Origin of the sequence: Lentibacillus halodurans, assembly GCF_900112045.1 — a bacterium.
Lineage (GTDB): Bacteria > Bacillota > Bacilli > Bacillales > Amphibacillaceae > Lentibacillus > Lentibacillus halodurans.
Genome location: NZ_FOJW01000001.1, coordinates 293,088 through 317,224 on the forward strand (window position 1 = coordinate 293,088; position 24,137 = coordinate 317,224).

Annotated in this window: 25 protein-coding genes; 24 read left to right on the forward strand and 1 reads right to left on the reverse strand. The window is 41.1% G+C overall.

Going from position 1 to position 24,137, the window contains the following annotated elements; translation table 11 throughout:
- Position 1 precedes the first annotated feature (1 nt).
- From hepT to BM195_RS01635, 17 genes are all read left to right on the forward strand, one after another.
- On the forward strand, positions 2-973 hold the full coding sequence (gene hepT, locus BM195_RS01555; RefSeq protein ID WP_090232565.1) for a heptaprenyl diphosphate synthase component II: 972 nt from the start codon (positions 2-4) through the stop codon (positions 971-973).
- A gap of 79 nt (positions 974-1,052) precedes the next feature.
- A complete protein-coding gene (ndk, locus tag BM195_RS01560; protein WP_090232566.1) occupies positions 1,053-1,499 on the forward strand; it encodes a nucleoside-diphosphate kinase in 447 nt (148 codons plus the stop codon).
- Between the two features lie 83 nt (positions 1,500-1,582).
- Entirely contained in the window at positions 1,583-2,362 is a 780-nt protein-coding gene (locus BM195_RS01565) for a CheR family methyltransferase (protein WP_090232567.1), read from the forward strand.
- A gap of 118 nt (positions 2,363-2,480) precedes the next feature.
- Positions 2,481-3,647: a chorismate synthase gene (gene aroC, locus BM195_RS01570; RefSeq protein WP_090232569.1), complete on the forward strand. Its 1,167-nt coding sequence runs from the start codon at positions 2,481-2,483 to the stop codon at positions 3,645-3,647.
- Positions 3,647-4,726 carry a 3-dehydroquinate synthase gene (gene aroB / locus BM195_RS01575; RefSeq protein WP_244535638.1) on the forward strand — a complete coding sequence of 360 codons (1,080 nt, stop codon included), beginning with the start codon at positions 3,647-3,649 and terminating at the stop codon, positions 4,724-4,726. The genes aroC and aroB overlap by 1 nt, the downstream gene beginning before the upstream one ends.
- A 17-nt stretch (positions 4,727-4,743) precedes the next feature.
- Positions 4,744-5,844: a histidinol-phosphate transaminase gene (gene hisC, locus BM195_RS01580; RefSeq protein WP_090232574.1), complete on the forward strand. Its 1,101-nt coding sequence runs from the start codon at positions 4,744-4,746 to the stop codon at positions 5,842-5,844.
- A 2-nt stretch (positions 5,845-5,846) separates the two neighbouring features.
- The gene (locus BM195_RS01585; protein ID WP_170848114.1) at positions 5,847-6,947 is read left to right on the forward strand and encodes a prephenate dehydrogenase; all 1,101 of its coding nucleotides are present in this window, start codon (positions 5,847-5,849) and stop codon (positions 6,945-6,947) included.
- 17 nt (positions 6,948-6,964) lie between these two features.
- Entirely contained in the window at positions 6,965-8,260 is a 1,296-nt protein-coding gene (gene aroA / locus BM195_RS01590; RefSeq protein WP_090232580.1) for a 3-phosphoshikimate 1-carboxyvinyltransferase, read from the forward strand.
- Positions 8,261-8,362: 102 nt separating this feature from the next.
- Positions 8,363-9,628 carry a tetratricopeptide repeat protein gene (locus tag BM195_RS01595; RefSeq protein WP_090232583.1) on the forward strand — a complete coding sequence of 422 codons (1,266 nt, stop codon included), beginning with the start codon at positions 8,363-8,365 and terminating at the stop codon, positions 9,626-9,628.
- Positions 9,629-9,665: 37 nt separating this feature from the next.
- Complete coding sequence (locus tag BM195_RS01600) at positions 9,666-10,229, forward strand: ReoY family proteolytic degradation factor (RefSeq protein ID WP_090232586.1); 564 nt, start codon at positions 9,666-9,668, stop codon at positions 10,227-10,229.
- A gap of 103 nt (positions 10,230-10,332) precedes the next feature.
- Positions 10,333-10,797, forward strand: a complete 465-nt coding sequence (locus tag BM195_RS01605; RefSeq protein WP_090232589.1) for a DUF2487 family protein — start codon at positions 10,333-10,335, stop codon at positions 10,795-10,797.
- Positions 10,798-10,976: 179 nt separating this feature from the next.
- On the forward strand, positions 10,977-11,492 hold the full coding sequence (locus BM195_RS01610) for a QcrA and Rieske domain-containing protein (protein ID WP_090232591.1): 516 nt from the start codon (positions 10,977-10,979) through the stop codon (positions 11,490-11,492).
- A 6-nt stretch (positions 11,493-11,498) separates the two neighbouring features.
- Complete coding sequence (gene qcrB, locus BM195_RS01615; protein WP_090232594.1) at positions 11,499-12,173, forward strand: menaquinol-cytochrome c reductase cytochrome b subunit; 675 nt, start codon at positions 11,499-11,501, stop codon at positions 12,171-12,173.
- Positions 12,174-12,191: 18 nt separating this feature from the next.
- The gene (locus tag BM195_RS01620; protein ID WP_090232597.1) at positions 12,192-12,968 is read left to right on the forward strand and encodes a menaquinol-cytochrome c reductase cytochrome b/c subunit; all 777 of its coding nucleotides are present in this window, start codon (positions 12,192-12,194) and stop codon (positions 12,966-12,968) included.
- Positions 12,969-13,057: 89 nt separating this feature from the next.
- Positions 13,058-13,636 (forward strand): lipoprotein heptaprenylglyceryl N-acetyltransferase LhaT, encoded by a 579-nt coding sequence (gene lhaT, locus BM195_RS01625; protein WP_090232599.1) that lies wholly within the window; start codon positions 13,058-13,060, stop codon positions 13,634-13,636.
- 65 nt (positions 13,637-13,701) lie between these two features.
- Positions 13,702-13,956: a sporulation protein YpjB gene (locus BM195_RS01630; RefSeq protein ID WP_170848115.1), complete on the forward strand. Its 255-nt coding sequence runs from the start codon at positions 13,702-13,704 to the stop codon at positions 13,954-13,956.
- A 67-nt stretch (positions 13,957-14,023) separates the two neighbouring features.
- Positions 14,024-14,710, forward strand: a complete 687-nt coding sequence (locus BM195_RS01635) for a zinc metallopeptidase (RefSeq protein WP_090232602.1) — start codon at positions 14,024-14,026, stop codon at positions 14,708-14,710.
- A gap of 207 nt (positions 14,711-14,917) precedes the next feature.
- On the opposite strand, the gene BM195_RS01640 is transcribed toward BM195_RS01635, so the two are convergent.
- Positions 14,918-15,787: a YitT family protein gene (locus BM195_RS01640; protein WP_090232606.1), complete on the reverse strand. Its 870-nt coding sequence runs from the start codon at positions 15,785-15,787 to the stop codon at positions 14,918-14,920.
- A 371-nt stretch (positions 15,788-16,158) separates the two neighbouring features.
- Between BM195_RS01640 and BM195_RS01645 the strand changes: the two genes are divergently transcribed.
- From BM195_RS01645 to dinG, 7 genes are all read left to right on the forward strand, one after another.
- Positions 16,159-16,497, forward strand: coding sequence for a nucleotide pyrophosphohydrolase (locus BM195_RS01645; RefSeq protein WP_090232608.1), 339 nt, complete (start codon positions 16,159-16,161; stop codon positions 16,495-16,497).
- A gap of 37 nt (positions 16,498-16,534) precedes the next feature.
- The gene (gene dapB, locus BM195_RS01650; RefSeq protein ID WP_090232610.1) at positions 16,535-17,332 is read left to right on the forward strand and encodes a 4-hydroxy-tetrahydrodipicolinate reductase; all 798 of its coding nucleotides are present in this window, start codon (positions 16,535-16,537) and stop codon (positions 17,330-17,332) included.
- An 11-nt stretch (positions 17,333-17,343) separates the two neighbouring features.
- Positions 17,344-17,763 (forward strand): methylglyoxal synthase, encoded by a 420-nt coding sequence (locus BM195_RS01655; RefSeq protein ID WP_090232612.1) that lies wholly within the window; start codon positions 17,344-17,346, stop codon positions 17,761-17,763.
- A complete protein-coding gene (gene bshA / locus BM195_RS01660; RefSeq protein WP_090232615.1) occupies positions 17,760-18,887 on the forward strand; it encodes an N-acetyl-alpha-D-glucosaminyl L-malate synthase BshA in 1,128 nt (375 codons plus the stop codon). The genes BM195_RS01655 and bshA overlap by 4 nt, the downstream gene beginning before the upstream one ends.
- 2 nt (positions 18,888-18,889) lie before the next feature.
- A complete protein-coding gene (locus tag BM195_RS01665) occupies positions 18,890-20,104 on the forward strand; it encodes a CCA tRNA nucleotidyltransferase (RefSeq protein WP_244535639.1) in 1,215 nt (404 codons plus the stop codon).
- On the forward strand, positions 20,080-21,060 hold the full coding sequence (locus BM195_RS01670) for a biotin--[acetyl-CoA-carboxylase] ligase (protein ID WP_170848116.1): 981 nt from the start codon (positions 20,080-20,082) through the stop codon (positions 21,058-21,060). Before BM195_RS01665 ends, BM195_RS01670 begins: the two co-directional genes overlap by 25 nt.
- Positions 21,061-21,128: 68 nt before the next feature.
- Complete coding sequence (gene dinG / locus BM195_RS01675; protein WP_090232620.1) at positions 21,129-23,933, forward strand: ATP-dependent DNA helicase DinG; 2,805 nt, start codon at positions 21,129-21,131, stop codon at positions 23,931-23,933.
- The last annotated feature ends 204 nt before the right edge of the window (positions 23,934-24,137 follow it).

Here is a 24,137-nt window from a genome sequence, read left to right on the forward strand (position 1 = left end):
CATGAAATTGACGAAAACATACGGACATTTAAAAAAAGAACTTGAATTAATTGAACATGCTTTAACAGATGCCATCCAGGCCGATCATGGTGTTCTGCATGAGTCTTCCACAAAATTGCTTCAGGCAGGGGGAAAACGGATCCGCCCTGTTTTTGTGTTGTTATGCGGGCATTTCGGAAATTTTGATATTGACCGAATTAAAACAGTTGCTGTATCGCTCGAGTTAATACATATGGCCTCACTGGTGCATGATGACGTGATAGACGATGCATCATTGCGCCGCGGGAAGCCCACTATCAAGCAGTTATACGGTAATCGTGTTGCCATGTATACCGGTGATTTTATTTTAGCCCGGGCACTGGAACATATGACAACTCTCTCACAACCTGCAGCACACCGAGTACTTTCCAAAACCATGGTTCAGCTGTCGGCAGGTGAAATTGAACAAATCAGAGATAAATATAATTGGGAACAGAGTCTGCGCGACTATTTGCGGAGAATCAAACGAAAAACTGCTTTATTAATTGCGACGAGCTGTAAATTGGGGGCAATTGCATCGGATGCTCCTGTGGATTATTCGGAAAAACTATTTCGTTATGGCTATTACATCGGAATGTCTTATCAAATCATTGACGATATCCTTGATTTCACGGCATCTGAAGCTGAGCTGGGCAAGCCGGCAGGAAATGACCTTCTTCAAGGGAATGTGACATTGCCTGTGTTATTTGCTATGAAAGATAAAATATTTTATGAACAATTAAAAGAAACATTTTCCGAGCCAAAACAAGTAACCGCAAATGACATCAGTCCATTACTTGTGAGATTGAAAGAAACAGACGCCATTCAGCAATCGTATCGGGTCAGTGATCATTATCTTCAAAAAGCCCTAAAGCAATTGGAAGGCATGCCAAATCATAAAGCCAGACATACACTGCAAAGTATTGCCAGGTATATTGGCAAAAGACGGTCATAGCGTGATTGTTATTCCAACCAAAGTTTGTTAAAATTTTAACGGTTGTTGCTACAAATACATACAAAAAGAGGTGCTGGAGATGGAACAAACTTTTTTAATGGTCAAACCAGACGGGGTTCAACGAAATTTAACAGGAGAAATTGTTAATCGGTTTGAACGCAAAGGATTCAAATTGGTCGGTGCTAAATTGATGCAAATATCTGATGAATTGGCCAAAACACATTATGGAGAACATAAGGACAAGCCGTTTTTTGGTGAATTGGTCGATTTTATCACATCCGGACCAGTTTTTGCGATGATATGGGAAGGTGAAAATGTTATTACAGCAGCACGGGATATGATGGGGAAAACGAATCCGCTGGAAGCAGCTCCCGGAACCATTCGTGGTGATTTTGGCATGACAGTGGGCAAAAACATCATTCACGGGTCAGACTCACCAGAAAGCGCAGAAAAAGAAATCAATCTGTTTTTCAATGATCATGAAGTATTCGCTTATACAAAGCAGGATAGTGAATGGATCTACTAGTAACAAAAACCTCCGTTTTGTTGAGCGGAGGTTTTTACAGATATACCCAGTTTATAAGATTGATTAAAGTGAGGCACTCATAGATGACAGAAGACTATATGGAATTCGTCTCAAATGTTAAAAACAAGTTAGGTATCGATTTGACTTTATATAAAGAAGCACAAATGAAGCGCCGGCTCACTTCACTGCGCGATAAAAACGGCTACCAGAGCTTTCATCATTATTTAGCTGCAATCTATCAGGACGAATCACTCCTGGAAGAATTTCTGGATCGAATCACGATAAATGTTTCCGAATTTTACAGAAATCCAAAAAGATGGGAAGTGTTGAAATCATTTATTCTCCCTCAAATGGTGAAAAGGAAACAAAAATTGAACATATGGAGTGCTGCCTGTTCAACCGGGGAAGAGCCGTACAGTATCGCAATCATGCTGAAGGAAAATTTTCCAGGCACTGATTTTTACGTACTGGCAACAGATATTGACAGTCGCGTGCTTGAAAAAGCGAAACGTGCGGTATATCCGGAACAATCATTAAAAGAACTGCCGGCAGGTTTAAAACAAAAATACTTTAAACAAGAACACAATGGTTATTCTGTTCATGACGCAATTAAACAGCACGTTCAGTTTAAAAAACATGATTTATTGGTTGATGAATATCCTGCAAATATTGATTTAATCATATGCAGGAATGTACTGATCTACTTGACTGATAAAGCAAAAGCAGTCATCTACAAAAAATTTACCCGATCTTTGAAACAGAAAGGTGTATTATTTGTCGGGAGTACAGAGCAGATTTTCAGTCCTGAGCAATATGGCTTCACTTTAATGGATACATTTTTTTATCAGCATTATAAAGATTAGTTATACGTTTGTTCAGATAACAAACGTATTTTTATTAGCCCAAGTTTTTAGGAATTTTAACAAAAAATATATAATTTGTGATATAGTAATAAAAAATTCACACGAAGGAGGATCTCCCATGCGTTATTTGACAGCAGGAGAATCACACGGCAAGCAATTAACAACGATTATTGAAGGTGTCCCTGCTAACATGCCATTGCTTCAGGATGATATTAATCAATCATTGCAGCGCAGGCAAAAAGGGCATGGCCGCGGCAAACGGATGCAAATTGAAAAAGATACGGCGGAAATCACAAGCGGTGTGCGGCACGGTTATACATTGGGGTCGCCTATTTCACTTGTCATACATAATGATGATTTTAAGCATTGGATTGACATTATGGGAGAAGACCCCATCGAACAGGACAAAAAATTAAGACGAACTGTATCACGTCCAAGACCAGGTCATGCCGATCTGAATGGCGCGTTAAAATATGGCCACCGTGACATGCGTAATGTGCTAGAACGTTCATCTGCAAGAGAGACAGCCGCTCGGGTGGCTGCTGGTGCTGTTGCCAAAACAATGCTGAAACAGCTTGGGATTGAAGTGTCCGGGTATGTCAGAGAAATAGCCGGTATTGTCGCTGAAGAGAATCCATCTCTTACAATAAATGAACGGCAGCATATATCCGAGGCATCACCTGTTCGTACGTTGGATAAAACTGTGGAACAGGACATGATGGATGCGATTGATCAGGCCAAAAAAGACGGTGATTCGATTGGCGGTATTGCTGAGGTTTATGTGGAAGGAATGCCTGCCGGTACAGGTTCTTATGTACAGTATGATCGTAAACTGGACAGCAGAATAGCAGGCAGTGTTGTCAGTATCAATGCTTTTAAAGGGGTCGAATTCGGACTTGGTTTTGAAGCGGCACGAAAAAACGGCAGTGAAGTCCACGATGAAATTGCCTGGGATGAAAAGAATGGTTATCACCGGAAGACAAACCGACTCGGCGGCTTTGAAGGAGGCATGTCAACCGGCATGCCAATCGTTGTCAAAGGCGTCATGAAGCCTATCCCAACCCTTTATAAACCGCTCAAAAGTGTTGATATTGAAACGAAAGAACCGTTCAATGCAAGCATTGAACGCTCAGATTCCTGTGCGGTTCCTGCAGCATCAGTCGTAATGGAGCATGTTGTGGCATTTGAACTAGCCAAGGCCATTACCGACCAATTTCCGAGTGATCAATTTCCAAAACTTAAGCAAGCAATCGATGACTATCGTGAAGAAATCAGGTGTTTCTAGTGAACGAGTCAAGAGTAAAGGCTAAGACACACACATATCCTGTTTATATCGGTGAAAATCTCCGTTACCAAACTGACCAATATTTGCCTAAATCTTTTTCATCCATTTTTATCATCACTGACGAGACAGTAGCTGCCCATTATTTACAGGATGTTCAAAAAAGTTTGGCAAATGAAACGATTTTTTCCTGTACAATTCCGGCAGGGGAACAATCCAAAAATATTGATACATTTTACCATCTGCATACAAAAGCAATCGAATATGGACTTGACAGACAATCGCTTATTATTGCACTCGGCGGAGGTGTTGTCGGTGATGTAGCAGGTTTTGTTGCAGCTACATTCATGCGTGGGATTGATTTTATTCAAATGCCGACGACGATTCTTGCACATGACAGCAGCGTAGGCGGAAAGGTAGCCATAAACCATGCACAGGGAAAAAACCTGATCGGCAATTTTTATGCCCCGGCTTCTGTCATCTATGATGTACAGACACTTCATACACTGAATGACCATGAACTAAGATCCGGTTATGCCGAATTATTAAAAGAATCTTTACTTGCAGATAAGGAATTGTATCATTCATTAATCATAACAGATCTTTCATTTCTGACCAGTGACAAACTAATTGAGCAGTTAACAAGAGGAATTGATATCAAAGCGGAAATTGTGGAGATCGATGAACACGAATCAGGCGTACGAAAATATCTTAATCTTGGACATACATTGGGGCATGCCTTGGAAACCATCCTCGGATACGGTTCCTGGACACACGGAGAACTGGTTGCTATCGGATTATTATTTGCCATCAGAGTAAGTGAAAAAACTTATGCGATTCAGCTTCCGTATGAACAGTTATATACTTGGCTCAAAGACAACGATTATCCGCTGCAATTGCCATATATCGACCCGGCTGAAATATTGGCAAAAATGAAAAAAGATAAGAAAACATTAAACACCACGATTCAGATGGTGCTTTTACAGGATATTGCCCGACCGGCTTTAATGGAGATAAGCGACAAGAAATTACTGAATTATTTATACGATTTTCAGATAGAAATGAAACAAAGAAGCGAATAGATGGGACGGGATACGGCATGAAGAGCAAAAATATATTAAAGGAAATGACACCTTATCAGCCCGGTCAACGAATCGAACAAGTTAAAAAGGAATATGGATTGAATCGGATTGTCAAACTGGCATCAAACGAAAATCCATTTGGCTATTCCGGAAAAGTGGCTGATCATTTTTCCAGACAGCCATCAGCTCTGAACATCTATCCTGATGGCTATACAACTGACTTAAGGCATGCTCTGGCAGCAAAGCTGGATGTCTCGGAAAACCAGCTGATTTTCGGAAGCGGGACGGATGAGATTGTGCAAATCATTGGGCGTGCCTTTTTATACCCGGGGATTAATACCGTCATGGCAGCCCCGACATTTCCGCAGTATAAGCACAATGCACTCGTCGAAGGTGCTGAAGTTAAAGAAGTGCCCACGGTTAACGGGTATCACGATCTTACCGGAATGCTGGAGGCAATTGACGACAAAACAAACGTTGTCTGGCTCTGTTCTCCGAATAATCCAACTGGATGTCTGATTCCCCGTGATCAACTCTATGCGTTTATGGAAAAATGCCCGGAAGATATCCTGGTTGTTTTGGATGAAGCTTATTTTGAGTATATTAACGGTGAACTGCACCCGGATGTATTGAAACATTTGAATCAGTACAATAATTTAGTGGTTCTGCGGACGTTCTCCAAGGCGTATGGATTGGCAGGCTTAAGAGTTGGCTATGGTATAGCAAATCATGAATTAATAACTGCAATGGATGTTGTCAGGGGGCCATTTAATACGTCATCAATTGCTCAGCATGCAGCATTGCTCGCACTGGAGGATGATGAATTTATTGAAGATACAGTTTCCAGGAATAGCATGATTAAAAAGTCATTCGAACAATTTTTGGATTCGATCGGATGGCACTATTTCGATTCCCATACAAACTTTTTGCTCGTTTCCACGCCAATCAGCGGTGAACAAGTATTCCAGCATTTGCTTGAGAAAGGATTCATTGTTCGCCCGGGTGAAGGACTTGGCGTTCCTGAATCAATTCGGGTGACCATTGGCAATGAGACGGATATGCAGCAGCTGCAGGAAGTATTGTATCAATTACACCACAACATAAATGAGGGATCATGAGCGTGAAAAAAACAATTTTAATGATCGGACTTGGACTGATCGGCGGTTCTTTGGCAAAAAGTCTCCGTGAACCAGAAGAAAATCATATTATTGGCTATGATATCGATCAAAAGACACTTGAATTTGCACTGATGAACAGCATGATCGATGAATCCTGCGCAAATGTAACAGAAGCCGCCCAAAAAGCCGATGTCATTATTTTGGGAACACCAATCACTGAAACAATTGAATTTCTTCATCAATTGGAACAAATTGCATTCGACCATGATGTGATTGTTTCGGATGTGTCATCTGTCAAAAAACCGGTAATTGATACTGCAAACACATTAAAGAATGAGCACATTCAATTCGTTGGCGGCCATCCCATGGCAGGCTCTCATAAAAGGGGGATTAAAGCAGCCAAAGGACATCTGTTTGAGAATGCGATTTATGTGTTATCTCCATCCTCTAATTGTACGAATGCAGCGCTGAACAACCTTGAAAAACTATTAAAGGGAACAAAAAGCCGCATGATTAAATTAAAGGCTGAAGAACATGATGAGATGACCGGGGTTATATCACATTTTCCCCATCTGATCGCTTCAGCTCTTGTCCAGCAGGCGAAAAAATGGGAGGGTACACATGCATTCATTCCACAACTTGCTGCAGGGGGTTTTCGTGATGTAACACGAATAGCATCAAGCAATCCAGAATTATGGCAGGATATTTTTTATCACAATAAGCAGAAAATGGTGCAAATGATCGATGATTGGATTGATGAAATGGCATCATTAAAACAAATGCTAGAGCATGACAGCAAGAGTGAATTGACAGCCTATTTGAAGGAGGCAAAAGATTACCGTGACGGGTTGGGTGTCAAAGACAAAGGAGCCATTCCGGCTTTTTATGATCTATATGTCGATATTCGCGATCAGACCGGCGCCATTGCTTCGGTGGCCAATCTGCTGGCAGAAGAAGGAATCAGCATTACCAACATAAGAATACTGGAGATACGTGAAGGCATTACAGGTGTTTTGCGGTTAAGTGTTTCCACAAAAAACGAACAATTCAAAAGCTATCAAGTTTTACAGCGTAACGGTTATGAATTAATGCTGGAAGAATAGAAAGGAAGTGAATCCAGTTGAATGAAGTCACATTGACACCTGCATCAGGTCCGTTAACTGGAAATCTGCAAGTGCCCGGTGATAAATCAATATCACATCGTGCTGTCATATTGGGTTCTCTTGCACGAGGAACTACAAACATCACCAATTTTTTAACCGGTGAAGACTGCATGCGGACAATAGGTGCATTCAGACAGTTCGGTGTTTCAATTGAACAGAATGACACTTCGGTAAAAATAAACAGCAATGGACCGGATGACTTTAAAGAACCTGCAGAACCGCTATATTACGGCAATTCAGGAACGACTGCCAGACTAATGGTTGGCGTACTGGCCGGATTACCGTTTTTCACTTCCGTATACGGTGATCCTTCCTTGGCATCACGCCCAATGGACCGCGTGGTCACCCCGCTGAAAAAAATGGGAGCAAGGTTTGACGGACGTTCTGACGGAACCTATCTGCCACTGGCGGTGAGAGGAGGAAATCTTAAAGGTATCCACTATATATTGCCTGTCAAAAGTGCACAAGTCAAATCAGCGATCCTGTTTGGCGGCTTATTTGCTGAAGGACCTACGGAAGTGATCGAAAAATCTCCTTCAAGAAATCATTCCGAAAATATGCTGCGAGCATTCGGAGCAGATATAGCTGAAACAAACCACCGTATCCGCATTACTAGTCAAAAGCCTCTCACGGCTGCTGATGTACACGTTCCTGGTGATATTTCATCGGCGGCATTTTTTATGACAGCTGCGGCAATTGTTCCCGGGAGCAAACTGACCTTGTCAAATGTCGGGCTGAACCATACTCGTACCGGAATCATGGATGTACTTGCGGAAATGGGGGCATCGGTAGACGTTTCAAACAAACAGACGATTGGCGGAGAAACGTTTGGAGATGTTACCGTTACATACCAGAAGCTTAAAGGAGCTGTCATTGAAGGTGACATCATTCCAAGGTTGATTGATGAACTGCCGATTATTGCTCTGGCAGCCACACAAGCTGAAGGTGAGACCGTTATCCGTGATGCAGCAGAACTGCGACTGAAGGAAACAGATCGCATTAAAGCAACAGCAGATGGCTTAACCCGTCTTGGGGCACAGATCAAACCAACAGAAGACGGCATGATTATAAAAGGTGACGCTGCGTTGACAGGAGGAAAAACAGCGGCGTATAATGATCACCGCATAGCCATGATGCTTTCCATAGCATCATTGATTACAAAACAAGACGTTATCATTGACGATATTTCCTCAATTGCCATTTCGTATCCTGAGTTTTTTCGGGATTTGCAGACTATATCCAGTAAACGGTAAAGAATCTGTTTCAGGCAGATTCTTTTCTGTTTGAATATAGAAAATGTTTTCTGTATGATGAAATGGATTGGGATAGTTCGAGATTAAGAAAGGATGTTCTTCATGGACACCACGATAATGGAAGCTGTTCACCTAATGGAATCAAAGCAATCCGACAAGGCAATATCACTGCTTGAAGATTATTTGCCAAAAGCAGATGATGAGGAAAAATTCACCATTGCAGAATTATTCATTCAATGGGGTTTCTTAGCTGAGGCAGCTGATATTTTACAGGAATTGATACATCGGTTTCCAAATGAAAGTGAAATAAAAATTATGCTCGCAGATGTGTATATTGAACAGGACAATGATGAAGAAGCCATTAATTTATTGAATGAAATCGGAGAAGAAGACCCCGATTATGTACAAGCACTCATGCAGCTGGCAGATCTTTATCAGGTACAAGGGTTATTTGAAGTAGCGGAACAAAAATTATTGGCCGCCAAACATTATGAGCCAAATGAACCCATTATCAATTTTGCACTGGGAGAACTGCTGTTTTCGAATGGGGACTACCGTGAGGCCATCACATACTATGAAAAAATACTCGCTGTTGCAAAAGAAATAGCGAATGTATCAATTAACGACCGGCTGGCTGAGGCATATGCAGCATCCGGGGAATATGAAACAGCACTCGAAACATATCAGGACATTGACAGTGAAGATCCGGACACCCTGTTCAAATATGGTTTTACAGCCATGCATGCAGGCCGCCGAGATATAGCCATCCAAGCCTGGAAGCATGTAATTGAGCAAGATATGTATTATCATACAGCGTATTATCAATTGGCAAAAGCCTATGAGGATGAAGACATGATGAACGAGGCTTACGATACGGCCAAACAGGGTATTCAAGTGGATGAATTCAATAAAGAACTTTACTTTTTTGCAGGATCAATGGCTCACCAGCTAGGCAAAGAGGATGAAAGTGAAAAGTGGGTGAGGGAAGCAGTCACACTTGACCCCGATTATAAAGAAGCTGTATTATTTTTGATTGAATTATTTAAACAGCAGGATAAACAGGATCATATTATCGATCTGATTGCCGATATTCAAAATATGGGAGCCAGTGATCCCCTTTATGAATGGGAGCTAGCCCGCGCGTATAACGAAATAGAATCGCTTAATAATGCATTAAAACATTACCAGGAAGCATATAATAGCTTAAACCAGGACAGTGATTTCCTGAAAGAATACGGCTATTTTCTGACAGAAGAGGGGAGGGTCGATTCAGCTATTCAAATATTTGAAGCATATTTGAGGATACAGCCGCTGGATGCGGATATCGAGGAATATGTAGAGCGGTTAAAGCATTCAAGAGAAATATAGCACATACGAACTATTTTTGGGGAGGTTCGTTGTAAAAATGCAAACGCCTGTTTCTGCCAAAGATAAAAAAAGTTTTATTCAATGGTTCTTAAATCACTATCAATTAAAAAAGCGGGAAAGCGTATGGATTCTCAATTATATTGTTAACCACCAAAGATTGCTGGATAATGTGCATTTTGTCCGGGAAGCTAAATTTTGCCCCAGAGGTTTAATCATGACCAGTCACTGTTCAGATGAAGTACCGTTCCGCTTCTATAAAAAACAGCTTGTAACAACAGATGCTGAAAAGGCTTTTCATGAAATCCGCATGAACCAGCACGACCCATTATATATTCAATTAAATTTTCAAAAATCATACCGAAATATTTTTTATGCGGCAGTACTCGTAGAAAATCCATTCCTTCCCAATGATTATTTCATAACCAAGAAAGATCAGGATTGGGCAAAATGGTTATTAGAGAAGACCATTTACGATTATCAGCGAACATCAATCCGTAAAAAAATAGACCAGGCTCTGGATGAACGGGATCAGGAATCCTTCATTGAATTAACCGGAAGACTGCATAAATTGAATAGCATAAATTCAAATCAACCTTTCTGATAAACGTAACAGGTTGATTTTTTTTGTGCTGTTGGGATAACATGGAAGCTGATATGAAATTTTTCTTTTCGTGAAGAATAGACAAAAAGGCAGGTAGTATACTATGAAATGGGTAAAACAGGATTTGCAGCAGTATATTCAGGCAAAAGAATATGTGGACACCATTATTGTACCTTTAATACCTTTTCAGTTATCGAATGATGCGAGCCTTGAGAAAAATGCCTTTCAACGAGAGGTGTTATCTTTATTCACCCGTGATCTTGAAAAGGAATTAAGCGGCCGTATATTACTGTCGCCGGATTATCACTATTTAGCATCAGTTGATAAAGAAACAGAAATAAATCGAATGAATGCATGGATCGATGATATACAATCACAGCCATTCCAGCATATATTTTTCGTGTCATCCGACTCCGGCTGGAAAAAGGTTGAACAAGGATTAAAGGGAACCCTGATCTGGCTTCCGGCAGCAACGGCAGATTCAATGCAGCCGACAGAAATCCAGCCCATTATCCGCAATCAGGTACAACAAGTGAGTGAGCTTATACGGACCTATTGGAAAGGTTAAATAAAATATACATGTACTTTTTTCAATGACAATTGTTTTTTTGATACAACTTGATAGCACTTGGAAGGTGCAAATGGATTTATATTGACCCGCTCAACAGATTGCGCTATCATGGTATTGTCCTAGTAATCTGATTTTATAAGCTTGTCCGTGAAAAAATGTATAGAGGGGGGAAAATCATGAGTGAAGACAAACAACCAGTATCCCGTCGACAATTTTTGAATTATACACTTACCGGTGTAGGAGGATTTATGGCAGCCGGCTTAATGGTTTCACCGTTAAGAATGGCGATTGATCCTGTGCTGCAGCAAGATTCAGCTGAAGGTGATTTCACCAATGTGCAGCTTGCTGAAGAAGATATTACAAATGAACCACAGCGTGTAGACTGGGAAGTTGATCAAGAGGATGGCTGGTATGAATCCACCGTTAGTCAAACCGCATGGGTTTATAAAGATGACAATGGTGAGATCGTTGCACTTTCCCCGATTTGCAAGCACCTGGGCTGTGTTGTTTCATGGGAAGGCAGCGAAGAACATCCGGAACGTTTTTACTGCCCGTGCCATGACGGGTTGTATTATAAAGACGGCGAGAATGTTCCGGGAACACCGCCTACAGCAGGACTGGATATTTATGAGCACAAAATTGAAAACGGAATGTTGTTCCTTGGTAAAGCACAACCGAGAGAGGAGGCGTAACAAGTAATGCTGCAAAAAATTTATGACTGGATTGACGAGCGTGTAGATATTACACCTTTATGGCGCGATATTGCAGATCACGAAGTTCCTGAACATGTTAATCCGGCCCATCATTTTTCCGCATTTGTTTATTGTTTTGGCGGATTGACATTTTTCGTGGTAGTCATTCAAATACTGTCAGGTATGTTTTTGACGATGTATTATGTTCCGGATATTGAAAATGCATGGCGTTCTGTTTATTATTTGCAGACTGAAGTTGCGCATGGTCAGATAGTGCGCGGTATGCACCACTGGGGAGCCAGTGTCGTGATTGTAATGCTATTGCTACATACTTTACGTGTATTTTTTCAGGGCGCATATAAAAAACCGCGTGAGCTCAACTGGATGGTTGGTGTACTATTATTTTTCACCATTCTCGGTCTGGGTTTCACAGGTTATTTGCTGCCTTGGGACAATAAAGCATACTTTGCAACAGAAGTTGGTTTGAACATTGCAGAGGATGTTCCAATCATTGGAGAGGATATCAAAACATTACTGGCTGGTGATGAAGAAATTGTCGGTGCCCAGACATTGGCCAGATTCTTTGCAATCCATGTTTTCTTCCTGCCTGCTGCATTGTTTGCTTTACTGGGCGTACACTTTATATTAATTCGTAAACAAGGAATATCCGGACCATTATAATAAAGAGGAGGTTAAGCTGTGCATAAGGGTAAGGGAATGAAGTTTGTCGGGGATTCGCGAATCTCCGCAGAACGCAAACCGAACATACCAAAGGATTACTCAGAATATCCCGGCAGGACAGAAGCATTTTGGCCCAATTTCTTATTAAAAGAGTGGCTCGCAGGATCTGTGTTTTTAGTAGGCTTTCTTTGCCTGACACTTGCCCATCCATCTCCGCTTGAAGGAATGGCTGATCCGACCGATGCCGGTTATATACCTTTGCCGGACTGGTACTTCTTATTCTTATATGAGCTGCTAAAATATGATTTTGCCAGTGGACCATATATTTTATTTGGTATCCTGATCATCCCTGGTTTGGCATTCGGCGGATTGCTGCTGGCACCTTTTCTTGACAAGGGACCAGGAAGACGTCCTCATCAGCGTCCGGTTGCAGTCGGAATGATGCTGATTGCTTTAGTTTCTGTTGTTTGGCTGACATATGAATCTGCATCACATGTAGACTGGGAACAGCGTGCAGAAGCTAATAAACCAGTTCCGCCATCAGAACAAGCGGATATTGATACGGAATCTGAAGGATATGCCATATTTGAAAATAATTGTATGAGCTGTCATGGCGAAGACCTTCAAGGAGGAGCCGCCGGACCGCCGTTAATCGGTATCGACCGTTCTGCGGAAGAAATTAAAGACATTGCCCAGAATGGTATTGGTTCAATGCCGCCGGATCAGTTTACAGGCTCTGACGATGAATTGGATCAGCTCGCTGAATTTATTGTTTCGGTGAATGAACAAGAATAATTCAAATGATCATGTCGTTCAAAACACCTTTGCCAAACAAAATTGGTAAAGGTGTTTTTAATACGATTGTATGAGAAGGGACTTTTGCAATGATCAGATACATACTCCTGGATAAACGGTTCTTAGTTTTATTGTTTCTCATTAACCTATTAGGCACGATTTACGGTTTTTACTGGTACCGGCATCAACTATCCAGTACACCTGATATATTCCTGCTGTTTGTTCCTGACAGCCCGACAGCTAGTTTATTTTTTACGGTTTTTTTATTGTTTTTCCTACTCAAAAAGAGCGTTCCTTACATTGAAGCACTTGCCATCATCACGTTATTTAAGTACGGTACTTGGGCAGTTGTCATGAATCTGCTGACATTATTGATTGAAGGATCTTTGGACTGGACCGGTTACATGCTTATGTTTTCCCATGGTGCAATGGCAATCCAAGGATTATTGTATGCACCATTTTATGCGATTAAACTACGGCATATTGTATTCGCTGCCATCTGGACGCTGCACAACGATGTGATTGATTACGTATTTGAACAAATGCCCGTATATTCATCTTTAACAGTACATATGAATGAAATTGGCTATTTTACGTTTTGGCTGAGCATCGTATCGATATGGATAGGATATATACTGACCATAAAGCAAAAAAAATCAGTCACTTAACTTGTTATATATTAAGTATTCCGCACATACATTTAGTGATGAAGATGTTATGTGAGGTGATCACCATGAAATGCACAAAACATATGCTGATTGCCGTCATCGGGGTATACATATCCTTTCAATTGTCAGCACCTATCATCGCCTCAGCTCAGCAGTATTTGCCAATTGCAGCAACATCCAGCGCCAACGTGAATATGACCCCCTTTTATTGGATGGTCGGAATTGTTGGTGGTTCGATAGCCATTACATTAACATATGTCAGCTGGAGAAAATACAGAGGAGAAAAAAAGAAACAGACGGAGGACGATTCAAATAATTGACTATAAAAGCGTTTTTGACTAAAATTGACGATAAGAAATGTATATAAAAAGTGATGGAGGAATGAACATGCTAGGTGGTCTTGGCGGTTATTTAATCTATATTGCGCTTTTGTTGATTATTCCCTTATGGGCACAATCCAAGGTGAAAAAAACGTATCATAAATTTTCCAAGAAAGCAACATCATCAGGAATGACAGGTGCTGAAGTGGCACGAAAAATTCTTAATGATAATGGCATCTATGATGTACAGGTTCAGGAAACTAAAGGAACGCTGTCCGATCATTATAACCCAAGAAAAAAGACAGTAAATCTTTCAAGGGATAATTTCCACGGGCAATCTATGGCATCATCTGCTATCGCTGCACATGAGGTGGGGCACGCGATTCAGGATGCGCAGGATTACGCGTTCTTACGGTTTAGACATGCATTGGTGCCAATCGCCAATACCGGTTCCAACTTCTCGTTCTTCCTCATATTTGCCGGGATTATTTTTGGTATGAGCCAAATGCTTTTGCTTGGAATCATTTTCATGTCGGCAGCTGTGTTGTTCCAGTTAGTGACATTGCCGGTTGAATTTGACGCTTCAAACAGAGCAATGGCTCAACTGGTTTCAACAGGCGTTATCCGGAATAACGAAGAACGGGAAACGAAGAAGGTATTGAACGCAGCCGCCCTCACATATGTTGCTGCTGCATTGGTGGCTGTTGCTGAATTGGTCCGGTTTATCCTGATTTATGCAGCAAGCAGTGATTAAAATAGGAATGTAACGTGAGATTATAAACGCAGGGGATGACAATACAAATGTCATCCCTTTTATATTTGGGCTCTACTGACTGTTACAATCAAATAGAGCCAGGGAAAAGTGGCATATTTTTAAAATTCATGATGCCACTTTTGCTTCCGGCATTCGATTGTAGTTATACAAATAGGTGTATGTACAATGAGCTCAATTGTATTTCGGTCAGTCTATCGGGTTTTTATTTTCATCCAGGGTAAACCCTTCTCCAGCGACGTCATGAACTGAACTCATGGCCACAAATGCATGAGGGTCAATCTTATGAATCATATTTTTTAACCGGACAATTTCATTTCTTCCAACAATACAATAAAGCACATCCCGTTTTTCGCCGGTGAAGCTGCCCCGGCCATCTAACACCGTAACACCCCGATCCATCTCTGTAATGATTGTTTTTGCAATACGATCGCTTTGACCGGATATGATGGTTGCCCCACGTGCTGCATAAGCACCTTCCTGGATGAAGTCAATGACTCGTGCGCCTATATATACAGCCAGCAGGGTATACATCCCTTGTACCATGTCCAAATATGCCGCAATGGATGTTGCAATCACAATGAAATCAAACAGGAACATAGTTTTTCCCATGCTCCATCCGGCGTATTTATTGACAAGCCTTGCAATAATGTCCACACCGCCTGTTGTACCGCCGTAGCGGAAAATCATGCCTAGCCCAACACCAATAAACACACCAGCAAACAAAGCTGCAAGCGTCATATCAGACTGAAGGTCAATAGGGAATGGCTTGATTTGAAAAATAGCCAGAAACAAAGAGACAGCCATCGTTCCAATAATTGTATAGATGAAGGTATTACGGCCAAGGAACTTCCATCCGATAAAAAACACCGGAACATTGAGGACGATATTGGAAACGGCCGGGTCCCACTGCCATAAAAAATATAAAAGCAATGTTATACCAGTAAAACCACCTTCGCCAAGGTTATTCTGCATATTAAAATGAACAATGCCAAATGAAAAAATAGCAGAACCAACTAATATAAAAAAGATATTTTTCAGTTTTAATCCGAAAATCATCAATAAACCTCCGTTCCACCCAATTAGATACCTTTTATTATAGACAATTTGCCTGCAAAGGACAATAAAATGAAACTTCATTCAGTGACCACTGAATGTTAGTTGAACAGAATCGGACATTTACGGGGAGTTAAACCCCGTTTGTCGGGGGATTACTGCCCGTTATATGCGGGATAAAGTGAAACTTCATTCAGTGACCACTGAATGTTAGTTGAACAGAATCGGACATTTACGGGGAGTTAAACCCCGTTTGTCGGGGGATTACTGCCCGTTATATGCGGGATAAAGCCAAAAAGTCCAATAATTTGTCAAAATGATCCCTTTTAGCTAACATAAAAAGAGATTAGATATATAGTAAAGAGGCGATTCATATGACTGCAGATCAACCAAATTATAGTACGAACGACATTCAGAAAAGAGTTGACAACTATATTTCCCAGTTTAAGGAAGGCTATTTTTCACCATTAAGCTTAATGGCCAGGCTCAGTGAAGAAACGGGTGAGTTAGCCCGTGAAGTCAACCATTACTATGGTGAAAAGCCAAAAAAAGCTTCTGAAAAATCGAATACTGTAGAAGAGGAACTCGGTGATATCCTCTTTGTTTTGACCTGTTTTGCCAACTCGCTTAATATTGATCTATCAGAAGCATTCCATACGTCTATCAGCAAGATAGAAACTCGTGACAAAGATCGCTGGACACATAGGGATTAGAAATGACGAACCAATAAACGTAACAGGAGGATAAACCATGCAAATCAAAATCATTATAGCAGGTCCGCGTGGTAAAATGGGATCTGAGGCGGTTCAGATGGTAAATCATGAAGATTCATTCGACCTTGTTGCATGTATTGACAGGCAAAATGGCGGCAGAACATTAAAAGATGTTGAACAGCTTCCGGATTTAGATGTTCCGGTATTTGACGATCCTGAGCAATGCTTTCAGGAGACAGATGCAGATGTAATAATTGATTTAACCATACCTGATGCCGGATTTGATCACTCAAAGCTGGCTCTTTTGTATGATATACGTCCTGTTGTTGGTACATCAGGCTTCTCACAAGAACAAATTGATGCACTGGAAGATTTGTCGATCACACACGGTACCGGATGTATCATAGCACCTAATTTTGCTGTCGGCGCTGTACTGATGATGCAATTCGCCAAAACGGCAGCAAAATATTTGCCCGATGTTGAAATCATTGAAAAACATCATGATCAAAAACTGGACGCGCCTTCTGGTACAGCCGTAAAGACAGCAAACATGATACAGGAATCCAGGGAAAGCAAACAGCAAGGAAATCCAAACGAAAAGGAACTCCTGGATGGTGCACGGGGGGCTGAAGCAGATGGCATCCACATTCACAGTGTGCGGCTTCCTGGACTTGTCGCGCATCAGGAAATACTTTTCGGCGGTCCCGGTCAAACATTAACGATCAGCCATGATTCCTATAACCGTGCATCTTTTATGGAGGGAATTAAACTTTCCGTTCACAAGGTGATGGGGCTAAACAAACTGGTCTATGGATTGGAAAACATACTTGAATAGGCGGGGATACGATGAATATCGCGTTGATTGCGCATGATAAAAAGAAGCAAGATATCATTCATTTTACAATGGCCTACAAACATGTACTGAAAGAACATCATTTATTTGCAACAGGGACAACCGGGAAAAATATCGCGGATGGGACCGGACTGCCGATTCACCGGTTTCAGTCGGGTCCCATTGGCGGTGATCAGCAAATCGGCGCTAAGATCGCCAATAATGAAATGGATGCCGTTATTTTTTTCAGGGACCCTTTAACGGCACAACCTCACGAACCCGATGTCAGTGCACTAATGCGGTTATGCGATGTTCACGTGATTCCCTTGGCAACTAATCCTGCGGCAGCTGAGATTATGGTTCAAGCACTGGCAAGAGGTGACTTTGAATGGCGCAACAATGCAAAGCATGGACAAGAAGGTAAACAAATATGAAAAAAATTGGTATTACATGCTACCCGACGGTTGGCGGTTCAGGCATCATCGCGACAGAACTTGGCATGATGATGGCAGAGAAGGGATATGAAATTCATTTTATAACCTCCAGTCTGCCATTTCGTTTAAATCGGGTTCACTCCAATATTTACTATCACGAGGTGGAACTCAATCATTATCCGGTTTTTCAGTATCCACCATTTGATCTAGCACTGGCCAATAAGATGGCGGAAGTAATCGATCAGGAAAAACTCGACATCCTTCATGTTCATTATGCCATGCCGCACGCAATTTGTGCTATACTGGCTAAAGATATTGCCAAACATGATGTGAAAATTGTTACAACCTTACATGGCACCGATATTACTGTTCTCGGGATCGACCATTCCCTGAAGAAAATGATCAGACACGGTATCGAACAATCAGATGCCGTTACAGCGGTTTCCTATAGTCTTGTGGAACAAACAAAGGAAATGGTTGGTGTTGATAAAGCTATTCATGTTATATATAATTTTGTGAATGAAGCAGAATATACAAAAAAATATGCTCATTCCATCCGGGAACAATATGGTATCACACCAGATGAAAAAGTCATCATTCATATATCAAACTTTCGCAAAGTAAAGTGCGTGCAGGATGTTATTTCAACGTTTCAGCAAATTCGTGAGGAAATCAGTGCAAAGCTTCTGTTAGTCGGTGATGGCCCTGAATATTCGGAAATGTATCAGCTTGTATCAAAGCTAGGACTTGCGGATAGTGTATTATTTTTAGGAAAACAAAAGAATGTCACTGATCTGTTATCCATCTCAGATTTGAAATTATTAATGTCTGAAAAGGAAAGCTTCGGACTAGTACTTCTTGAGGCAATGTCTTGTGAAGTTCCGTGTATCGGGACAAATATAGGCGGTATTCCTGAAGTGATCAAACATCATGAATCCGGGTTTATTGTCGACTTGGGTGATACTGAGCAGGCTGCAGCGTATGCAGTTGAATTACTGCAAAATGAACAATTGTTACAGCAGTTTTCTGAAAATGCATTAACGCACGTGAGAAACCTGTTTTATTCACAGGATATCGTCAAGCAGTATATTGATTTATATGATGAACTTATTAATGAACACTGAAAATGGTGATGCTGGTGGTATTAACCGGACAGTTCAGACAAGCAATTGAGGTATTAGAACAAATTGAAACATACGGCTATGATGCGTATTTTGTAGGAGGATGTGTCCGAGATTTATTACTTGGACGAAAAATTGGTGATATTGATATTGCCACATCTGCATCACCAGACATCATCAGGCAGATTTTTGAAAAAGTCATTCCAGTAGGTGTGGAACACGGAACCGTCATTGTGCGACATCGTCATCAATCATATGAAGTGACAACATTTCGGGTGGACGGTGATTATTCAGACCAGCGCCATCCAGATTCGGTCCAATTTATTCAAACGATTAATCAGGATTTGGAACGGCGTGATTTTACAATAAATGCCCTGGCAATGGATAAAAACGGGGTAATGATCGATTTGTTTGATGGCCAAAACGATATAAGAAAAGGGGTTATTCGGACGGTAGGGAATGGACATGAGCGATTTAAAGAAGACCCTTTACGTATCATGCGTGCGCTCAGGTTTTCCAGTCAATTAGGTTTTTCCCTTGACGAAAATGTTCTGAATGCAGCGAAATCTGTATTAAGTGAAATAGAGACGATTGCCATGGAGCGGATTGTTCAGGAAACTGCCAAATTTTTTGCTGGCGCATATATAGAAACGGGCTTGTATTATTTTAAATTGATTCATGCAGCAGAGCACCTGCCCATTTTGCGGGAAAATCCCCATATGATTGAACAGCTGCCTCGGGGAATAAAACCATTACATTCGTTTGGCGCAGTTATCGCCATGTTCCATTTTATTGAACCGGCTATTAGCATTGATGAATGGACAAGGCAATGGAAATGTTCCAATAAAATGAAGTATGAAGCTGCAGCCTTGAGTGAGGCGTTATTTCACTATAAACAGCATGAACTGGACCGTTGGCTTGTTTACCGATTACGTCCTTATGGTTATAGTAATTTCGTTACATTAGTGAACATATTGTTTGAAAGTTCTTTATCAGATGATATGGTCAAAAAGATTGAAGGCTCTCTTCCAATTCATTCCAAAAAAGATTTGGCGATAAACGGTGCTGAACTGCATAGTCTTTTCCCGGATACAAATGCAGGACCGTGGATAGGGAAAACATTGAATCATATTGAAAAACAGGTCGTTTTAGGGGAGTTGAGCAATAATAAATATGTGTTAAAGGAATGGATAAAATGGAATCCACACGTTACCGATTAATTGAACTTTTGGAATCAAGTAATCACGAATATGTGTCAGGACAGTTTCTGTCAGACAAGCTGCATATTTCCCGCAGTGCAATATGGAAGCATATGAAGGAATTGGAAAAAGATGGGTATATCATCGAAGGTATCAGCCGGAAAGGATACCGGATTGTCCAGTCCCCCGATAAAGTAAGCGGCAATACTGTACACTGGGGACTGAAAACAAACTGGCTGGGGAAAAATATCATACATAAGACAACTGCAGCATCGACACAGCAGATTGCCCATCAGGCTGCCCGCGAAAATGCCGAACACGGCACTGTCATCATTGCTGACGAACAAACAGAAGGGAAAGGGAGAATGGAACGAAGGTGGCATTCATCCAAGCATAAGGGGATTTGGATGAGTATTATTTTGCGACCTTCAATACCACCGGCCTTTGCACCACAACTGACGCTTTTGACAGCTACTGTCCTGGCTGACGTAATTGCTGAGCAGACAACAGCAGATCCAAAAATCAAATGGCCGAATGATCTCTTAATTAATGATAAAAAAGCAGCCGGTATTTTGACCGAAATGCAAGCTGAACAGGATCAGATACAATACATTGTTGCAGGGATCGGTATGAATGTGAACCAAACCGATGATGACTTTCCCGACACGATAAACGACAAAGCAACCTCCATTAAACTAGAAACCGGCCATGATCAGCAGATTGTGCAACTCATTCAGCAAATACTGCTATATTTTGAACGGTCCTACGATATGTTCGTTCAAAACGGTTTTCCCAATATAAAAAATAAATGGGAATCATATGGTTACAGGATGGGAGAATCCATCAAGATCCGGATAAACCACAATGAACTTAAAGCAACATGCACGGGAGTCGCCGAAGATGGGGCATTGCTTGTACAGACGGATCGCGAAGGAACACAGAAAATATACTCCGGAGAAATCGAGTGGTTTCATTGAAAATTGAGGCTTGCCAGGTCTTTATAATGTTTTATGGCAACACGAAGAAATGAGAGCAAGGTGGCAATATGAATGAAAAGTATGTTGTGATTGATTTGGAAACGACTGGGCATTCACCGGTAAACCCGGATAAGATCATTGAAGTTGGCATTATAATAATCGAGAATAATGAAATTTCCGGGGAATTTTCCACTTATCTTAATCCAGATAGACCAATTCCTCCTTTTATAACAAATTTAACAGGCATATCGGATCAGGATGTCTATGAAGCGCCCGTCTTCCAGGATAAAGCAGCCGAAATATCAGCCTTATTTGATAACAGTTATTTGGTTGCCCATAATGTGCCGTTTGACTTGGGGTTTTTAAATGGAGAACTTGCTGCAACCGGTTTTTCTGAACTTCACAATCCTGTACTGGATACGGTTGAGCTTGCCCGTATTCTTTTCCCGCAAGCTCCCGGCTTTAAATTGGAGCAATTGGCGGATTATTTGAACATTGTGCATGATGAACCACATCGTGCATTAACGGATGCACATATGACTGCCAAATTATTTTTAAAGCTAATGAAAAAACTCAGGTCATTACCTTATGAAACCATTACCCACTTGTTAAATTTGGAGACGGGCCTGAAATCGGATCTATATGCGTTACTGTATGAGCAGCAGCAGTCACTTGCATTTGCAAATGACAAACATGAAAACATGGACAATTACAGGGGCTTGGCCGTAAAAAAAACAGCTGAAGACAATCCTGAAAAACAGCACACCGAGATATCCTTTGGCCACTTCCTTGATGCCATCTATGAAGCGGATGGAACGATGGAAAAGCATATGTTCCAATATGAAAAACGTCCAGGACAGCGTGAAATGTCTGAAACAGTATTTGATGCATTTCAGTCGAAAAATCATGCGCTGATTGAGGCAGAAACGGGGACAGGGAAGTCATTAGCTTATCTGCTCCCAGCCGTTTATGAGGCGATAACAGCGAATAAAAAAGTTGTGATCAGCACGTATACAACGCAGCTTCAATCACAGCTGCTTGACGAGGAGATTCCATTTATCCGCAAGCTCGTGTCTTTTCCTTTTAAGGTTGCCTTGCTAAAGGGGAAACAGCATTATATCAGTCTTGAAAAATTTGAGCGGGCATTAGCTTCTGAACAGACGGACAATTATGATATAACACTTACGAAAGCGATGATTCTCGTCTGGCTGACAGAAACCGAAACAGGGGATATAGATGAGATCCAGCTTCCCTCGAGCGGATATTTGTTTTACAGGCAAATTTCAACAGATACAGAAAGGACAATTGACCCTTCGTCACCCTGGTTTTCACGATCCTTTTACCAGAAGGCCCGCCGAAAAGCACAACAGGCAGATATTCTGATTACCAATCATGCTTTGTTATGCACAGATATGTTTAATGATTTTCAATTGCTCCCATCCTATGATAAAGCCATCATCGATGAGGCGCATCATTTGGAAGAGACGGCGTCCAAACATTATGGTTTAACACTGCATTATGTTTATGTACAGAATTTACTGAACCTGATCGGTGAAGCAAATGATGGTGAATGGCTTGGGGAATTGCTGAATGTTCTGCAGGGAAATCATGATACAGGTGCCTTTTCGGGAATAGAATGGAATGATGTTTTCAGCAAAACCAAAAATGAAGTGGATGATCTATTCAGAACACTGTTCCAATATGTTGTGGAACAGAAACAAAAAAGCAAATCTCTAAGTGATATTGGCAGAATCCAATACCGATTTGACGAAAACATGGAAGATCCTGCTCAATGGACTGTCATTCAAGAAATGGTCACCAGGCTAACATTTTATTTACGTGATCTGATTCATTTGCTGTCATCATTCAAACAACAGTTCGTAAAAGCTAATCATACCGATCATTACGATTTGGAAGATTTGACGACACATATGGAAGCACTCCAATCCATTATAGATCGCCTGGAGAAGCTATTTTTAATGGATGATGATTCGGTAAAGTGGATCGAACTGGAAGCATATGGGGCTAAAAATGCCGTATATCTGTACAGCGAACCAACAGATATATCAACAATGCTGGCCAATGATTTTTTTAGTCAAAAGGAAAGTATTATTTTAACGAGTGCTACATTATCGATCAGAAATTCTTTTTCATTTAGTCAAACAAGACTCGGTCTGCCTTCAGAAAACCTGATTACGGCCAAAATAAATTCACCGTTTCCTTATCAGGAACAAGTTCAATTAATGATTCCGGACGATTTTCCGGATGTCAGGTATGGCAACTCGGATGATTTCATTCACGCCACATGTGAAGCCATCATTTCACTGGCACAAATTACGGACGGGCGAATGCTTGTACTTTTTACGTCTTATGATATGTTGCGAAAGGCTTATTACTTGTTAAGAGAAACAATTGATATCAATAAGTATATGCTGATCGCCCAGGGTATCTCAAGCGGAAGCAGATCCAGATTAAAAAAGAATTTTCAAATGTTCGATCAGTCCATATTGCTGGGAACGAGCTCTTTTTGGGAAGGTGTCGATATTCCGGGACAGGACTTGTCATGTTTAGTCATTGTAAAGCTTCCGTTCCAGCCGCCGGATCACCCGGTTTATGAGGCAAAATCAAATCAGTTTAAACATGAAGGAAAGAATGCTTTCTTTGAAATGGCTTTGCCAAATGCCGTTATCCGCTTTAAACAGGGATTTGGCAGACTGATTCGTTCGAGCAGCGATCGGGGGATTGTTTTTGTCTGTGATGCACGTATCATGAAAGCAAAATATGGTAAATTTTTCACTGACTCAATTCCCCCTGTACCGATCACACATGATTCGACTCAACGAATTTTAGAAAAAGCAGAGGAATGGTTTTAATAATCCGGCGTCTGTTTTGTTATTGAGAAAAACGGGATTGAGAAAAATCGGCGAATAGTCTGAATACCGGATTGAAATCAAAAAAACTGATGCAACAGCAGTTGCATCAGTTTCCAAGTGGTATGGGGCAGGAAAAAAATTTTGTTGAAATAAATAAAATGAAACAAATTTACCGTCATGCTTGTTATACTATATAATATGATC

Coding starts and splice junctions, on each gene's coding strand:
- hisC (WP_090232574.1), top strand. CDS start 4,744: ATGAAGAGCAAAAATATATTAAAGGAAATGACACCTTATCAGCCCGGT.
- bshA (WP_090232615.1), top strand. CDS start 17,760: ATGAAAAAAATTGGTATTACATGCTACCCGACGGTTGGCGGTTCAGGC.
- BM195_RS01605 (WP_090232589.1), top strand. CDS start 10,333: ATGAAATGGGTAAAACAGGATTTGCAGCAGTATATTCAGGCAAAAGAA.
- BM195_RS01630 (WP_170848115.1), top strand. CDS start 13,702: ATGAAATGCACAAAACATATGCTGATTGCCGTCATCGGGGTATACATA.
- lhaT (WP_090232599.1), top strand. CDS start 13,058: ATGATCAGATACATACTCCTGGATAAACGGTTCTTAGTTTTATTGTTT.
- BM195_RS01640 (WP_090232606.1), bottom strand. CDS start 15,787: ATGATTTTCGGATTAAAACTGAAAAATATCTTTTTTATATTAGTTGGT.
- BM195_RS01635 (WP_090232602.1), top strand. CDS start 14,024: ATGCTAGGTGGTCTTGGCGGTTATTTAATCTATATTGCGCTTTTGTTG.
- BM195_RS01600 (WP_090232586.1), top strand. CDS start 9,666: ATGCAAACGCCTGTTTCTGCCAAAGATAAAAAAAGTTTTATTCAATGG.
- BM195_RS01645 (WP_090232608.1), top strand. CDS start 16,159: ATGACTGCAGATCAACCAAATTATAGTACGAACGACATTCAGAAAAGA.
- ndk (WP_090232566.1), top strand. CDS start 1,053: ATGGAACAAACTTTTTTAATGGTCAAACCAGACGGGGTTCAACGAAAT.
- dapB (WP_090232610.1), top strand. CDS start 16,535: ATGCAAATCAAAATCATTATAGCAGGTCCGCGTGGTAAAATGGGATCT.
- BM195_RS01655 (WP_090232612.1), top strand. CDS start 17,344: ATGAATATCGCGTTGATTGCGCATGATAAAAAGAAGCAAGATATCATT.
- BM195_RS01665 (WP_244535639.1), top strand. CDS start 18,890: ATGGTGATGCTGGTGGTATTAACCGGACAGTTCAGACAAGCAATTGAG.
- BM195_RS01610 (WP_090232591.1), top strand. CDS start 10,977: ATGAGTGAAGACAAACAACCAGTATCCCGTCGACAATTTTTGAATTAT.
- hepT (WP_090232565.1), top strand. CDS start 2: ATGAAATTGACGAAAACATACGGACATTTAAAAAAAGAACTTGAATTA.
- dinG (WP_090232620.1), top strand. CDS start 21,129: ATGAATGAAAAGTATGTTGTGATTGATTTGGAAACGACTGGGCATTCA.
- BM195_RS01670 (WP_170848116.1), top strand. CDS start 20,080: ATGGAATCCACACGTTACCGATTAATTGAACTTTTGGAATCAAGTAAT.
- BM195_RS01595 (WP_090232583.1), top strand. CDS start 8,363: ATGGACACCACGATAATGGAAGCTGTTCACCTAATGGAATCAAAGCAA.
- aroC (WP_090232569.1), top strand. CDS start 2,481: ATGCGTTATTTGACAGCAGGAGAATCACACGGCAAGCAATTAACAACG.
- qcrB (WP_090232594.1), top strand. CDS start 11,499: ATGCTGCAAAAAATTTATGACTGGATTGACGAGCGTGTAGATATTACA.
- BM195_RS01565 (WP_090232567.1), top strand. CDS start 1,583: ATGACAGAAGACTATATGGAATTCGTCTCAAATGTTAAAAACAAGTTA.